This is a genomic window from Paenibacillus sp. FSL K6-2859 (assembly GCF_038008265.1).
In the GTDB taxonomy this organism is placed as follows: Bacteria; Bacillota; Bacilli; order Paenibacillales; family Paenibacillaceae; genus Paenibacillus_AQ; species Paenibacillus_AQ nitricinens.
On sequence record NZ_JBBOYU010000001.1, the window covers coordinates 437,386 to 452,048 of the forward strand.

14 protein-coding genes and 1 riboswitch are annotated in these 14,663 nt (G+C 45.4%); of the genes, 5 read left to right on the forward strand and 9 right to left on the reverse strand.

From position 1 onward, the window contains the following. The first annotated feature begins 178 nt into the window (after positions 1–178). The gene (locus MHB64_RS01940; RefSeq protein WP_094876722.1) at positions 179–787 is read left to right on the forward strand and encodes an RNA polymerase sigma factor; all 609 of its coding nucleotides are present in this window, start codon (positions 179–181) and stop codon (positions 785–787) included. Continuing rightward, positions 748–1,710: a hypothetical protein gene (locus MHB64_RS01945; protein WP_341133602.1), complete on the forward strand. Its 963-nt coding sequence runs from the start codon at positions 748–750 to the stop codon at positions 1,708–1,710. Before MHB64_RS01940 ends, MHB64_RS01945 begins: the two co-directional genes overlap by 40 nt. 402 nt (positions 1,711–2,112) lie before the next feature. Here the strand turns inward: MHB64_RS01945 and odhB are convergent, their stop codons facing one another. Both odhB and MHB64_RS01955 read right to left on the reverse strand, forming a co-directional pair. Beyond that, entirely contained in the window at positions 2,113–3,387 is a 1,275-nt protein-coding gene (gene odhB, locus MHB64_RS01950) for a 2-oxoglutarate dehydrogenase complex dihydrolipoyllysine-residue succinyltransferase (RefSeq protein ID WP_341133603.1), read from the reverse strand. A 52-nt stretch (positions 3,388–3,439) separates the two neighbouring features. Next, entirely contained in the window at positions 3,440–6,307 is a 2,868-nt protein-coding gene (locus MHB64_RS01955) for a 2-oxoglutarate dehydrogenase E1 component (RefSeq protein WP_341133604.1), read from the reverse strand. Between the two features lie 471 nt (positions 6,308–6,778). Beyond that, positions 6,779–6,863, forward strand: a riboswitch (cyclic di-GMP riboswitch). A gap of 27 nt (positions 6,864–6,890) precedes the next feature. On the opposite strand from MHB64_RS01955, the gene MHB64_RS01960 reads away from it, so the two are divergent. Then, positions 6,891–7,046, forward strand: coding sequence for an anti-repressor SinI family protein (locus MHB64_RS01960; RefSeq protein WP_143812120.1), 156 nt, complete (start codon positions 6,891–6,893; stop codon positions 7,044–7,046). A 181-nt stretch (positions 7,047–7,227) separates the two neighbouring features. On the opposite strand, the gene MHB64_RS01965 is transcribed toward MHB64_RS01960, so the two are convergent. The 7 genes from MHB64_RS01965 to MHB64_RS01995 form a co-directional block, all read right to left on the reverse strand. Continuing rightward, positions 7,228–7,557, reverse strand: a complete 330-nt coding sequence (locus tag MHB64_RS01965) for a helix-turn-helix domain-containing protein (RefSeq protein ID WP_256989782.1) — start codon at positions 7,555–7,557, stop codon at positions 7,228–7,230. Positions 7,558–7,716: 159 nt separating this feature from the next. Beyond that, positions 7,717–8,316, reverse strand: a complete 600-nt coding sequence (locus tag MHB64_RS01970; RefSeq protein WP_094869657.1) for a TasA family protein — start codon at positions 8,314–8,316, stop codon at positions 7,717–7,719. 91 nt (positions 8,317–8,407) lie between these two features. After that, complete coding sequence (sipW, locus tag MHB64_RS01975) at positions 8,408–8,995, reverse strand: signal peptidase I SipW (protein ID WP_094869658.1); 588 nt, start codon at positions 8,993–8,995, stop codon at positions 8,408–8,410. A gap of 1 nt (position 8,996) precedes the next feature. Next, positions 8,997–10,265 (reverse strand): hypothetical protein, encoded by a 1,269-nt coding sequence (locus tag MHB64_RS01980; RefSeq protein WP_179281564.1) that lies wholly within the window; start codon positions 10,263–10,265, stop codon positions 8,997–8,999. Positions 10,266–10,553: 288 nt separating this feature from the next. Then, positions 10,554–11,531, reverse strand: a complete 978-nt coding sequence (locus tag MHB64_RS01985) for an aldo/keto reductase (RefSeq protein ID WP_256990484.1) — start codon at positions 11,529–11,531, stop codon at positions 10,554–10,556. Between the two features lie 117 nt (positions 11,532–11,648). After that, a complete protein-coding gene (locus tag MHB64_RS01990; RefSeq protein ID WP_042184294.1) occupies positions 11,649–12,212 on the reverse strand; it encodes a PadR family transcriptional regulator in 564 nt (187 codons plus the stop codon). Between the two features lie 4 nt (positions 12,213–12,216). Continuing rightward, positions 12,217–13,737 carry an MDR family MFS transporter gene (locus tag MHB64_RS01995; RefSeq protein ID WP_094869660.1) on the reverse strand — a complete coding sequence of 507 codons (1,521 nt, stop codon included), beginning with the start codon at positions 13,735–13,737 and terminating at the stop codon, positions 12,217–12,219. Between the two features lie 376 nt (positions 13,738–14,113). Between MHB64_RS01995 and MHB64_RS02000 the strand changes: the two genes are divergently transcribed. Both MHB64_RS02000 and copZ read left to right on the forward strand, forming a co-directional pair. Further along, on the forward strand, positions 14,114–14,386 hold the full coding sequence (locus MHB64_RS02000) for a metal-sensitive transcriptional regulator (RefSeq protein WP_256989783.1): 273 nt from the start codon (positions 14,114–14,116) through the stop codon (positions 14,384–14,386). Positions 14,387–14,439: 53 nt separating this feature from the next. Continuing rightward, on the forward strand, positions 14,440–14,640 hold the full coding sequence (gene copZ / locus MHB64_RS02005) for a copper chaperone CopZ (RefSeq protein WP_042184300.1): 201 nt from the start codon (positions 14,440–14,442) through the stop codon (positions 14,638–14,640). Positions 14,641–14,663 lie beyond the last annotated feature (23 nt).

Sequence of the window (14,663 nt, forward strand, 5' to 3'; positions counted from 1 at the left end):
CTGTAGGCGGAAACTGCATATTTTTCTGAAATAAGGTTTCCTTGGTCTGTTAAACATTCTATATCACGCTGGAATTACTTCTGTGTAACAAAGGTTTATACTGATTTGCTCCGATTTTGGTGTACATAGGCACTTTTTTCTAGGCTCAAGTGTTATAGAAGATATAAAGGGTAAGGAGGTGCTTACATCGCCACAGGATTTGTTAGACCCCAAGGAATTGGAAGAGTGCATAGCTAGTGTGCAAAAAGGCAATACCGACCAGTATGCTTTTATTGTCCAAGCTTTTCAAATGCCGATCTATCGCTATTGTTATCGTTTGTTAGAGAACAAGCAGGATGCGGAGGACGCAGTTCAGGATATTTTGGTAAAGGGCTATCAATCTATCCATCAATACAAATTGCAAATGCATTTCTCGGCATGGCTTTATCGTATCGCGTATCATCATTGTTTAAACCTGCTGCGCAGACGCCGTTTGCAAAAGCGGGTCATGAGTATCTTCAAGCCTGATTTTATGTCTGCAAGTCCTGAACAAGAGCTGGATGATCGGTTGTTTAATCCCTCATTGTCAGCCGCATTAACACAGTTATCGCTGGAAGAGAGGAATATGCTTATTTTGCGGGTCTTTGAAGAGAAGACTTATGCAGAGATAGGCGAAATTCTTGGGGTCAGTCCGAATGCACTGACGAAGAGAATGAACCGGATCAAGCGGAAGGTGCAGGAAGCTATAAAATTGGAGGAGGAGATCAAATGGAACGAACCACAATCAGCGATGAATACCAAGATATAATCTATGCCTCGGCCGGCAATGAACTTCTGGGTAAAATCGATGTAGAAGAGAAGGTCATGGGTCGTATCCATGGCATATCCTCTCGAAAGCGGTCTTTTTCGCTGCGGATGATGAATAAAACAACGGCAATTGCCAGTATGTTAGCATTGTTCCTGCTGATCTCTGTGACAGCCTATGCTGCATCGGAATATATCCAGATCCGCAATAGTGAAGGCGTAGTGAAGGTCCAGCATGTTGCCCCGAATGAATCGGCAGGAGTAGCCTCCTATGATAAATATGCGCAGCAAGCCGATACATTTGCTAAACCGGGTGAGCTGATTGCATATTTGATGAACAACAAAGCAGGTGCAGAAGGCATGGCGACAGAATTGCAATTTAAGTATAAAGAGCAGCGGATAGGCGTATACTCTGATTTCTTAAAGGAAATCAAACGGACAGAGGCACCGATGCTTCCTGCAATGGCATCAGGGTATGCTTTTAAATATGGGGTTATATACCCTAATTATCCGACAACGGATGCAGATAAGAAAAGTTCTCGATACCAGGAGACATTACAAGATCTTACAGCCCAGGTGAACAAAGAGAAGGGGAGCCATAATATATTTATGAAGGCTATTCCATGGTCGGAACCAGGCTGGATCAGTGCAATTTATTCGAAGAATAATGCTTTTATAAGTATCTCTGCCACGATCATGCATGGCGGGAAAGTGTTCGTGGAGCAAGAACCTGAGAATCAAGCGGATAAGATTGTAGTAGCAGGTACGGAGGTTGTTTATAACAAAGTAGTAAAGAAAGAGGTCAGTTACGACTATCTGAATTGGTATAACGAGAAGCAGGATGCGTATTATACGCTCACTAGCTACGGAGATAAGATTTTGACCAAGGAGCAATTTCTTCAGGTGGCTGGTGAGCTGCTGAAGTAGATTCTTGTAGTTTTGTAGTTGCATGCGCTAAGTTAGTTGTACTATATACAATTAAAGTTAACTAATACCTTTATATAAGCCCTGTAGTTGTATTTAATACAGCTATTGATGCTTAGATTAGTGGAAATAAACGTTTTTGCGATTTTAGTTGTAGAGAATGCAATGAAGGAAGAGGATATGGGAGATCAGAAATAAATAAGTGTACAAAATACAGTTAGATCATATGCAAGGTAGGAAGCATTGCTGACAGCGCCGGGCTTTCTAAACTAAGGATTCATGATTCACCCTGTACTTACGAAATACTTCATCTCAAAAGTTGATTCAGATATAAAAAAAGGTATCCCTAATGCGAAGCTTTAGGGATACCTTTTTTATATTCTTAAGTCGAAAGATCGATCAGGGTTAGCCTTCCAGCAGCAGCGCTTCGGGATCTTCCAGCAATTCCTTCACTTTGACAAGGAAGCTAACCGCTTCAGAGCCGTCAACGATCCGGTGATCGTAGGAAAGGGCGATGTACATCATTGGGCGGTTAACGGTTCTTTCTTCGTCCAGCGCGATTGGGCGCAATTGAATCTTATGCATCCCTAGAATACCCACTTGAGGCGTATTCAGAATCGGAGTGGATAACAGGGAACCGAATACACCACCGTTTGTGATGGTGAACGTTCCGCCTTGTAGCTCGGAGAGGCTGAGTGTATTGGCGCGTGCTTTGGAAGCGAGATCGCCAATTTGGCGTTCGATTTCCGGGAAGCTTAGGCGATCCGCGTCACGGACAACCGGAACCACCAGACCTTCCTTAGCTGCAACTGCAATACCGATGTCGTAGAACTTCTTAACGACCAGATCTTCACCGTCGATCTCAGCGTTCAGCAGTGGATAGGTCTTCAGTGCTCCGATCACAGCTTTGGTGAAGAAGGACATAAAGCCTAGTCCAACTTCATGCTTCTCTTTGAACGCATCCTTACGGCGTTTACGGATGTCGAGGATCGCGGTCATATCCACCTCGTTGAAGGTGGTCAGCATGGCTGCAGTTTGCTGCGCTTCAACTAAGCGGCTGGCAATCGTGAGCCGTCTGCGCGACATGCGCTTGCGCTCCACGTGCTTGCCATCGTCCGGAGCGGCTTTGCTCGCTGCCGGCTTCGCTGGCTCCGGCTTGGCTTGCGCCGCCGGAGCTACCGGTGCAGCGGCCTGTGGCGCTGCTGCACCATGGCCCGACACATCGGCCTGACCAATCCGGCCGATAGGATCACGGGCGCTAACATCGCCGAGGTCGATGCCGCGCTCCCGTGCCAGCTTGCGTGCGCCCGGCGATGCCAGTGCAGCGGGGCTTTCGCCACCCGCTACAGCGACTTCGGGCGCTGCTACAGGTGCGGCTGCTGCGGTGCCGCTTGCCGGTGCCGCTTCAGGCGCTTTGCTCTCAGCGGCCTGCGGTGTACTGCCGCTAGCGGCTCCAATGATGCCGATGGCTTCGCCCACGGCTACGTTCTCGCCCGCTTGACGCAGGATGGAGGAGATGACACCCTCCACCTCCGCACTAATTTCCAAATTGACTTTATCCGTCTCTAACTCAGCAAGCACATCACCTTGACCTACCGTGTCGCCTTCTTTAACCAGCCATTTGTAGATGGTTCCTTCGGATATAGATTCTCCCAGATCGGGTACTAAGATTTCTGACACAGGCCGTTACCTCCCCAAACATAATGGTTTACGCTATTGTGATACCATCCTCTTAAGAGGATGGTACAGCTGTTTGTACTTGTGAATTTGCTTTTAGGGCCTCTGAAACAATTCTACGCTGTTCAAAGCTATGAACATCTGCATAACCACTCGCAGGACTGGAACGTTCAGGACGTCCGATATATCTTACGCTAGTGTTGTTCGGTGCGATGGCGCGTAACCGAGGTTCGGTATAACTCCATCCGCCCATATTCTTCGGCTCTTCTTGCACCCAGACAATTTCCTGAAGGGAGGTGAAGGAGCTTAAGTGAGCACTCAGTTCAACTTCTGGGAACGGGTAGAGTTGCTCCAAGCGTAGTACATGTAGCCATGACCAACCTTTGTCTGAAGCAGCCTCTAGCTCTGTTTGGATGTCGATAGCTACTTTACCGCTGCAGACTACCAGACGTTTGACCTCACCTGGTTTCTGGCCTAGCAGGGGCTCTGCTAACACAGGCTGGAATTGTCCGGAGGCGAGCTCAGTACCGGCAGATGTGCTGCGCGAATTACGAATGAGACTCTTCGGCGTCATAATCACCAGTGGTTTAGCGTCTTCCTGTCCACATAAAGCAGCTTGGCGCCGCAAGACATGGAAATATTGAGAAGCGGTGGTCAAGTTGGCAACGGTCCAGTTCTCTTCCGCGGATAACTGCAGGAAGCGTTCTAATCTACCACTGGAATGCTCGGGTCCCTGTCCCTCGTAACCATGCGGTAACATGACGACGAGATTGCTGCGCTGTGTCCATTTCGCACGTCCGGCGGCAATGAATTGATCAAATATAACCTGACCTGCATTGGCGAAGTCGCCATATTGTGCTTCCCAGATGACGAAAGTTTCTGGTGCGAACACATTATATCCATACTCAAAACCTAGCACAGAAGCTTCAGATAGCGGACTGTTATATACGCCAAAGGAAGCACGGGAATTACTTAGCTGATGAAGCGGAGAGAATAATTCTCCTGTTTTGCTGTCGTGCAGTACTAGATGGCGGTGTGCAAAGGTGCCGCGCTGTGCATCCTGACCGCTAAGTCGAATTGGCGTTCCATCCTTCAGGATGGTAGCGAAAGCGAGAGACTCGGCGAGTGCCCAGTCGACCTTTTCACCCTCATTCAATGCATCCTTGCGACGCTGCAGAATACGTTCCAGTTTCGGATAGACTTGGAATCCATCAGGTACGGTTAGTAGCTCACGATTAATCTCTTGCAGACTGGAGATCGGTACGGCTGTAGTCCCTGCCGCTGAGCGCTCTGTTTGAAGAGGAACGAAGGCTTTTGGTTCTTTTTTCTTGTGATTGCCTTCCTTCATACTATCGTATGCACGTTGCAATACGCCTTCTGTTTCAATGTGCATCTTTTGTACATCTTCAGCTGTAAGGATTTTCTCACGCTGTAGCCGCTCCGCATACACCTTGTAAACGGTTGGATGATTACGCACCTTGCCGTACACGATAGGTTGTGTAGTTTCAGGATCATCCATTTCGTTATGTCCATGACGACGATAACCGATGAGATCAATAACGAAATCCTTTTTGAATTGATTGCGATATGCGCTAGCTAAACGAACAGCTGATATACAGGCATCGGGATCATCAGCGTTGACATGGATAATTGGAATTTCATATCCTTTTGCGATGTCACTCGCATAATGCGTTGAACGGGAGTCTTCACTTTCTGTCGTAAAGCCGATCCGGTTATTAACAATGATATGGATCGTCCCGCCATTCTGATAACCTTGAAGTTTGCCAATATTAAGTGTTTCTGCAACAATTCCTTCACCTGGAAAAGCAGCGTCGCCATGCATTAGCACCGCTATAGCTTTACTGGTATCAATCTTCGGCAATCCGGCTGTGCTCCGATCTTCTTGAGCAGCACGAGTGAAGCCTTCCACGACAGGATTGACGAATTCCAAGTGACTTGGGTTATTCGCTAGTGTTATTCTTGTGCGTACGGTTTCTCCTTCGCGAACAGCGCGGTCTGCACCGAGATGGTATTTCACATCACCCGTCCAGCCATAGTTAATGCCTGTAGAGCCTTCGGAAGGGAAAAGCTCCTTGTTTGGAGAATGATGAAACTCTGAAAATATAATATCATAAGGTTTGCCCAAAATATGGGCAAGAACGTTGAGGCGACCACGATGCGCCATGCCCATCAGAATATGCTCTGCACCGTCATGCGCAGCAGCGCGTACGATTTCATCGAGCATCGGTACGAGAGCGTCATTGCCTTCCAAGCTGAAACGCTTCTGACCCACAAAGGTTTTGTGGAGGAAGGTTTCGAATTGCTCGACTTGGATCAGGCGGTTTAGCAGCTCTTTACGTTCTGTATTATTTAAAGGCGCTGGTGAGCTTGTGGATTCTGCCTGTCTGTTCAACCATTTCAGTTCTTCTTCTTCATGCACATGCCCGAATTCATAGGCGATCGTCTTGGTGTAAGCCTGACGCATACGCTGAACTGCATCCCATCCGGTATGCACATCATTCGGGGCATTCTCCCAAATGAGCGTGGCAGGTAGTGCGATCAGATCCTCACGAGTCAGCTCATAGGTTTCGAGTTCGAGATATTTAGCCATGGGATTGTGATCACGCTCAAGCGGATCAATATCAGCGGCCATATGGCCATATATACGAATATTAGCGATTAGCTTGGAAGCTCTTACTGCCTTTCTAAGCCATTCGGTGTCTCCCGAAATGCGAGGCTGTGGAGCCGGTTCGCTGTCCGGTGTTAGGGGTGGGGGACCCGAATTTGTAAAAAGCTCGCGATAATTATTCTCTACGGTGGATGGATCTTTCACAAACTGTTCATATCTTTCTTGAATGTAGCCTAAATTGGGTCCGTAATACTTACTCCAAATGGATTCGTTATAGGGCTCTTTGGCTGCCATGAATACATCCTCCTTAACGGATGAACTCCATACGTGACATTTTGTGTCAACGCTTACTGGAGCTGTGATGATTGCGGTTTCATTTCTCATCTTATTGTGCTACTTTCCACACGTGTAATCAATTCATTCTTTCGTCCAATACGTTCGCAAAATGGTATGGGTTAGCTTGTTCTAATGAAAAGAACGCTGTTTCTTCTCATTACCCATTCCTAAGGCCCACTAAAATGATTCTAATATCCTTATTTTTAACTAATAGGGAAGGAAGCATCATTATATTGGCTTAATTAATTTTATGAATAGGACGAGTATCGTGTTAATAGGACAAGATATCACAGAAAAGAGCTTCTATTTTTTGTTTTTTAATGGAAAAACTAATCAGAAATCGACACACTTTTCCACTTTAGTATAGTATAATGTTATTGCAGTTAGCGTTTTTCATCCTTTTTGAAGTAGATCCTTTCGTGTAAAGGGTCCAGTAAAAGGTAAACCTGCCGAAAGACAGGGGCACAAAGTCGCGGGTCTAAGGTAGAAATACTATGACAGCCGGATTGCCTGGGGACGTAAAATCTTAGGAGGAGATTTTTTGGACAAGTCCAACCAGGGAAGCAACAGAGAACAGCAGGTTATTGATGTAGACGTAGAGTGGGTACATTTATTATTAGCAGCTAAGAAGGCTGGCATAAAGGCAGATGAAATTCGTCGATTCTTTCAGGAGAAGACTGTGCAAGCCGTGCAGTAATACATTAGAGCGTTATATACCGAAAAAGGGCATGGCGATAAATCGCTGTGCCCTTTTTCTATAAGTTGTACACGATACATGGTTAGAATATAAAACGCCTTCGCCATCCATGTTAGGAGGGCGAAGGCGTTTATGTTTGATAGTATGAGTAGAAGAGGATCTTATTAGATCAGATGAAGGATTAGTCCTTCTGATCCAGGCGCCATTTCTGGTAGTCCAGAAACTCCTTGAATTCGCGTTTGCTTATGCCTGAGGCCATAGCTTCCTGCACCAATCGGAACCATTCCGAATCTAAAGGCGATTCCTCAGCATCATTAGGCTCTCCATAGAGCAAAGCATGGATGGATACCTGAAGCGCATCGGCGATCTTTTCGATAAACTGGATGGAAGGATTGGATTGGATGTTTCTCTCCACATTGCTAAGATACGATTTAGCAACATCCGCTCTGTCCGCAAGCTCAGATAGGGAGAATCCCTTTTCTAGGCGGAGATGCTGGATACGTTGGCCCATATTTTGTGCCACTATGCTGACGCCCCTCCGTATTTTTTGTTATTAGTATAGCAAATATCGATAAATTCGACAAAGTTTATTGTAAAGAGAAGAGCAGCATCTACTTATCCGCTTTCCGGAATAAGAATCTGCTGCTCTTCGAATGGAAGACTTATTAGATTAGTAGTCAGTTCCTTTGCCTTGTTTAGCAAAGAAATCCCAAGTTAGTGTTAATGAATCCTTTTGGAAATAGTTTTGATCTTGGCCATCATCAACAAATTCAAATTGGACTGCGAATGTATCATTAGTACCGGCTTTAATTCCAGCTGCTTCACTGAGTAAAAACTTTCTTTCTACGATATCAGGGGACAAAGCTTTCAAATCGGCTAGTGTTGTTTCATAAACTACTTTATCGGCTTGAAATATATTACTCTTATCAAGATTTGTTAAGAATTTAACTTTAATGGATTTACCTAAATCAACACCGTTGTTGTTACCGCCCACATCATTAACGGAGTAGCTTGTCTTAAGAAGAACAGATCCGATATCGAGGGAACCGTCATTTTTTAATTTGAAGGTTTTAAATACAGTATCACCTGGCTTCAGGTTTGCGATATTTACGATAACAGAAGGGTCGGAGTTCAAATCGAGTGTACCTGCAGCGAATGTAGAAGTGTTTTGTGCAGTGTCACTAAAGTAAGCGAAGGTTCCTCCACCAATCAATGATAAACCCAGTGCTGCAGATGCTACGCCAAGACCCAATGTTTTTTTGATACCCATAATTAAAATTCCTCCTCGGTTTTTGTGGTTTTTTTATAAAATTTATATATTGTAACTTCCGGTTCGTAAGCGGAAGCGGACAATCAACGGATTACTGTATTTCAGTTGGGGGTGGAGAGGTGGGCAGTATAGCAGCATTTTTCTTTTCGAGTGCAGCTACAGCCTTCCATGATGAGTACAGGGCATAGAGCAGGAGCATCAAGCCTGGTACGATCATGAGCACGACACTTCCAGCTTTGGAAACTGCGAAATTCATAGCGTAACCTACGTAAGGTACGGTAACCCCGGTATACTCAGCTACAACATTCGTTGAACTGGTAGGGTTCATATCAGGCGCATCATTGTTATCGCCTTTCGTACGATACATGGCTTCACCAGTAGCGTTGTTCATTGTTGCTTCCACAACACGGTGAGTAATGAGCAGGTTTTCTTCATTTCTAAAGGTGATAACATCGCCTTTTTTGAAGCGATTCATATCTCCTCCGGGTTTTAAAGCGACAATCGATCCGGTGTGAATCCCTGGTTCCATCGAACCTGAGAGTACGGATTTGATCTGGTATCCGAAGAAGGCAGGTTCACCGCCGGAGGCCTTTGATAAAACTACAGCTACCACCAGCAGGATAAAGATGACAAGCATGATGCTCGATAATGTATTGTTGATCATTTTTTTAATCCGCATATTATTCTCCACCTTTGTCTTGTTGAGGGGCCGCAGGAGCTGGTGTTGCTGCCGGTGGGGAAGAGGTTGTATCTTCCGCCTTTGGCGTCTCCTGAGGAACCTTTTGCTGTGGTACATCTTGTGGAATCGTTGGCTCTTCACCAACTCCCGGAACGACTGGGTTAGTGGCTGGGGCTTCAGGTTGTTCTTTATTTATGTTTTCTGGAGCTGCTTCACCTGTCGGTGGAGTCACTTCCGTTTTTGTTTTCTCTTCTGCTTTCGCTTTGTCCTCGGCTTCTTGCTTTTCCTTCTTCTCCAGGGCCAAACGCTCTTCTTCTTTCTTCGCTTGTTCCAGCGCCTCTAATCGGGCTTTCTCAAGGGCTTCCAATTGTTGTTCACGGGCTTGACTGATCAATTGGAGCTGACTCTGAAGATTGCTGATTCCTGAAGTAGCGGATTCTTTAAGGTCATTCATTTCAGTGTTGAGATTCTCATAAGTGGAGGTCAGTTCGCTAGAGATATTGCCGGCCGGCTGACTAAAAGGAATCAGGAAAGGCAACGGCTGCTGAAACGCCTCATTGCGTAACTCGGGTTGTCCATATACATCACTGGTCACTACCGAAGCAAATGGAAGGCCGATGTCGTGTATGGAGTTTAGGTACTGGATAACTCCCTTTAATGAAGCATTTAGAGATTCAGAGATTACCCCACTTTGATTTAGGCTGCTTTGCAGCTCTCTGAAGAATGGTTCATCCTTGATTTCTAGACAGTTTGAATCTAGAGAGGTCATATATCCTCCAATCTGGAATAGGACGGCTGCTGCTGCGTTCAGCTCACCATTGATTTCGTTCCAAATTTGGCTGTTGGTGGCCAGTTGCTCATTCACGCCATTGATTTGAGATTGAAGTGCGGAGATTTGTGTGGAAATCTCTTGCGCTGCGACATCAAGCTCATCCAGCGTCATGCCTTCTATTCCCGAAACGTCTGAGAGACTGCCTGAAGGGGTATAGCTTTGCAGAGATCCTTTTAAAGCAGTAGCTCTTTCGATATGATCTTTGAGTTCTGTTAGAAGCCCCTTGATCGAGTTTGGAAATACTTCGCAAAAGCTAATGGTGCTAGTGGTTTGCGCAGTAGCTCCAAAACCACCATAGGTACTACCCACTTGCTGCGAGGTAGTCAGAAACAAGACGGAGACAGCCATTCCTGATTGCAGAACACGTAATCCGATTTGCTTCTTTCGTTTAGGCCTTCTTTTTGCTGATCTGGGTCTCAGAGGAATACCTCCCCTCAATGTCTTGAGTTACTTTGGTTCGTTATTATTGTTCTTTATTAAGAACAACTTCTGTAATGAATAATACATGGAATAATTTGAAAAGAAAACTGTCAATAAGTCTCATTTGTACTCTATAAAGAACGATAATGTTAATTTATCTCTATTTATCTCGGTTTATCGCTTGATATCTATTTTTATTCGCAATAAAGAACGATATAAGAGGCGACTGCATTAAAAATAGCCTAATCGCGCGTGAAGCGCGATTAGGCTATTAAGAATTCTTGCGAGTTTTAATTGTGGGTTCAGTTAGGGAAGACGAGTACCACGTGAACTAACATATAGGTCATACCATTCTTTTCGAGTAAGCTCCAGCTTGTCCGCATCGGCGCAGGCAGCGATGCGCTGCGGATTCACAGTCCCAATCACAGGCTGAATAGCTGCCGGATGTGTCATTAGCCAGGATAGCACTATGGCTTCGGGTGTTGTTCCTTTTTTATCTGCAATTTGTTTAACCATGGCGGCTGTCTGGACGATATTCTCTGGCTGATCCTCTAATGAACGTCCGCTAAATATGCCTTGTGCGAGTGGGCCCCAAGCTTGAAGCTGAATGTTCTCCATTCGGCAATGTTCAAGGGTTCCTTCGGGAAAGGTAATATCCTTCCAAGGTTCACGGTTTACACTGATTCCAGCATCGACCCAGCTGAGCTTGGCTAGGCTCATGTGTAGCTGGTTTACGATAAAAGGTTCATCGCAATAGGCTTGCAGCATTTTGATCTGCGCTGCACTCATATTGGAGACGCCGAAATGACGAACCTTACCAGCTGTCTTCAATTGATGTAATGCGGAGGCCACTTCCTCCGGATCCATTAAAGGATCAGGTCGATGCAGCAGCAGAATATCAATATATTCCGTTCCTAGTCGTGATAATATTCCATCCACACTGCTTAGAATATGCTGGCTTGAGAAATCAAAGACATTAGAACTGTCTCCAGGCTCCATTAGCTTAATACCGCACTTTGATTGGATAATGATTTCTTCGCGGAGTCCTGGGCGTTCTTTAAAGATCTGACCGAATACCTTCTCGGCTTTACCACGGGTATAAATATCTGCGTGATCAAACATATTGATACCAATAGATCGTGCAGCGTCGACGGCTGCATGTCCTTGCTTAACATTCTCGGTGGTAATCGGTTCATGATCCCAGCCCCCACCAAATCCCATACAACCTAGAGCAATACGGCTGGCTGGTATACCGCGCTTGTTTAAAGGCAGCGTTCTCAACAATGTGATTCCTCCCAGGGAAATATGATTGCGTACACGTACATATTGTACACGCTTAGATTCTAGTATGGTATTTATTGTCTCTGGAAAAGCAAAAAAAGAGTAGAGGCCCTAAGGACTCTACTCTGTATTAAGTGGTGTTCCAATGTCATTCAACTTGCGTGCTACAACATCATCATAGAGACGTTGCAGCCATTTTAGTTCAATAAGGGTGTGTTCATAGGTGCCGTACATGAGATGAAGGGCGGAACGAGGAACAATAGGAATATGTTCTTCATATACCTGATAAGCCAGATTCACCTGATGTTCGGTTTCCCGAATACGTTCTTCGAGCAGCTTCTCCACCTTGTTTTGATCAACATGACGGGACATGGCTAGAGCCATATACATCGGATGATAGAAGGGCTCGTTCTTTTTAATTTGCTGTAGAATTAACTGCTCGAATAAATTTTTACCTTGCTCAGTAATACCGTAAATGGTTTTGTCTGGGCGATCACTGCTGCTAATCACTTCTAAAGCTTCGATATAACCATCTTGTGCAAGTTTATCGACAGCGTAGTAGAGAGACCCAAGCTGGAGCTTTGTAATCCGGTCCATGGAGCGCTCTTTCATGACTAGTGTAATTTCATAGGGATGCATATTTCGTTCAAGCAATAGTCCGAGAATAGCCAATTTCATCGACATATAATTACCTTTTACCCTCGGACGCCTGAGCAGTTTTACTCGGGATGGTGAGGCGGTCTTTCGGCATCAGCAGCACAAAGACTAAACCAAGGACGGCAGGAATCATGGCCCACATAAAGGTATGTGCGATTGAAGAGGACAGTGCACTAGATATTTTCTCCAAAATTTCAGGTGGAATCTTGGCTCTTGCTTCAGGTGTCAGGGCTGCCCGTGGATCGCCGAAGGCTGCTGACTGCTCACTTCCGCCAAAAGCTTCGCTAATGCTGCTAGTGAAGTTGTTACGCTGAATAATACCGAAGATCGTAATCCCCAGCGTCATCCCAAGCGAGCGCATAAAGGTACTTGTTGAAGTTGCCGAACCGCGTTGGCGCATATCGAAATTATGGATAGCCGCCATGCTTAGCACGGAGAAGGAGAAGCCCACGCCGAATCCAGTTAAGGCCATGAATACATTAAGCATGAGACGGGAGGTATCTGGTGATAAAGTGCTTAGACTGTAGACACCTGCTACAAAACAGACAGCGGATAGGATCATAATGTTGCGGAAGCTGGTTTTGGTTGTAAGTAGCCCACCGGTCTGACTGCCCACGACCGTACCGATCATCATCGGCATGAGGATCAGTCCAGAGTTCGTAGCGGAGCCGCCAAATACGCCCTGTACAAAGATAGGAATGTAGATGGTGGCTACGATAAAGGCAGAGCCATAGAACAAGGCTGTCACACTGCTTGTTGCAAACAACCGTTTACTGAACATCGCGAACGAGATAACAGGTTCAGCCGCCACTCTCTCAATGAGGATGAATGCCAGCAAGAGTACAGCGAAGCCGGCGAATAAGCCGAGAATGACACTGGAATCCCAAGCGTATTGATTGCCTCCCAGTTCTAGCGCAAACATTAGGCAGATAATGGCGCCGACGAGAGTGAAGGCTCCGCCCCAGTCGATGCGCTGTTTAGCGTGAGAGATCGATTCTTTGTACGAAGTTGCGATCAGAAACAGTGCAATAACTCCGAGCGGCAGGTTAATGTAGAATACCCATTGCCAGCCTACATAGTCGGTAATATATGCACCTAATAATGGTCCGAGTACACTGGAGATTCCGAAGACGGCACCGAATAGGCCAGTCAGCTTTCCTCTTTTTTCAGGCGGGTAAATGTCGAAAACGATAGTGAAGGCGATAGGCATTAGTGCACCGCCGCCGATCCCTTGAATAGCCCGGTAAATACTGAGTTGTGTAATACTGGTTGCAGTACCGCACAGTGCTGAGCCAATCAGGAATACAATCAGTCCGAACATGAAGAAACGTTTACGTCCATACATATCCGAGAGCTTGCCGAAGATTGGGGTCCCAGCCATTACCATGACCATATAGGCCGAAGTGACCCATACGATTTTGTCCAGACCGCCAAGGTCGGAAACAATGGTTCCCATAGCTGAAGCTACAATGGTATTGTCCATCGCGGACATCAGAATACCGAGCAGCAGGCCGATAACTACGAGTTTAAGATTACTTTCTTTAGTATGCATGCTTCGCAGGCTCCTTTTTCTAATAGTGATAAATCCGTTCAAAAAATGTTCATAGGTTAGAAGCAAAATTTATTATATTCAAATTTGAATAGGGTAGCAATAGTTTTTTTAAAATATAAGAAGTATAAGTTTCACACCATACTATATGTCTTATATTTCTGCTTAAACGCTAACCGTCCTTATATAGATACCGAAGGCGTTTATGCTTGAAAAAATGGGATTTAGGGGATAGGAAATAAAGAACATCTCTTGACATACCCTACGGGGGTATATTATATTATTGGCAAGGAGGCTGATCCTTATGTCTACTAGTAAGCAAGAACAAACTGAGAAATCCTGTGAAGCTGACTGTCATTCTTCAGTATCTGGAGAACGAATGAGTCATCATTCGACAGATTTCAAAAATGGTTTGAATACTCGCCTCAACCGGATTGAAGGCCAGATCCGCGGGATAAAGGGTATGATAGAGCGGGATACTTATTGTGACGATGTGCTCAATCAGCTCGCAGCGGTTCAAGCGGCACTAAACGGTGTTGGTAAGATGCTGCTGGAAGGGCATATGAAGAGTTGTATTGTTGAACGAATCGAAGCCGGTGAACATGAGGTTATCGATGAGCTGCTAATCACGGTTAACAAATTAATGAAATAATAAGCTAATGCTTCTTAAGCATAGCTTCATAACATTTACTGGAGGTAATAATAATGTCGAACGCTACATTAAATGTCGAAGGAATGTCTTGTGGTCACTGTGTCAACTCTGTAGAGAAGGCTGTAGGTAATCTTGGAGCTACTGCTAAAGTTGATCTTGCAGCTAAAAAAGTTTCCGTTGAGTATGATGAGAACAAGGTGAGCCTTGGAGCTATTAAAGAAGCTATTGAAGAGCAAGGGTATGATGTAGTTTAATTTGAAGCACAGTAATAAGGCTT

Excerpts from the sequence above, each read along its gene's own strand:
- MHB64_RS01945 (WP_341133602.1), top strand. The coding sequence starts at position 748 with ATGGAACGAACCACAATCAGCGATGAATACCAAGATATAATCTATGCC.
- MHB64_RS01955 (WP_341133604.1), bottom strand. The coding sequence starts at position 6,307 with ATGGCAGCCAAAGAGCCCTATAACGAATCCATTTGGAGTAAGTATTAC.
- MHB64_RS01965 (WP_256989782.1), bottom strand. The coding sequence starts at position 7,557 with ATGGGCCAACGTATCCAGCATCTCCGCCTAGAAAAGGGATTCTCCCTA.
- MHB64_RS01970 (WP_094869657.1), bottom strand. The coding sequence starts at position 8,316 with ATGGGTATCAAAAAAACATTGGGTCTTGGCGTAGCATCTGCAGCACTG.
- sipW (WP_094869658.1), bottom strand. The coding sequence starts at position 8,995 with ATGCGGATTAAAAAAATGATCAACAATACATTATCGAGCATCATGCTT.
- MHB64_RS01990 (WP_042184294.1), bottom strand. The coding sequence starts at position 12,212 with ATGTCGATGAAATTGGCTATTCTCGGACTATTGCTTGAACGAAATATG.
- MHB64_RS01995 (WP_094869660.1), bottom strand. The coding sequence starts at position 13,737 with ATGCATACTAAAGAAAGTAATCTTAAACTCGTAGTTATCGGCCTGCTG.
- MHB64_RS02000 (WP_256989783.1), top strand. The coding sequence starts at position 14,114 with ATGAGTCATCATTCGACAGATTTCAAAAATGGTTTGAATACTCGCCTC.
- copZ (WP_042184300.1), top strand. The coding sequence starts at position 14,440 with ATGTCGAACGCTACATTAAATGTCGAAGGAATGTCTTGTGGTCACTGT.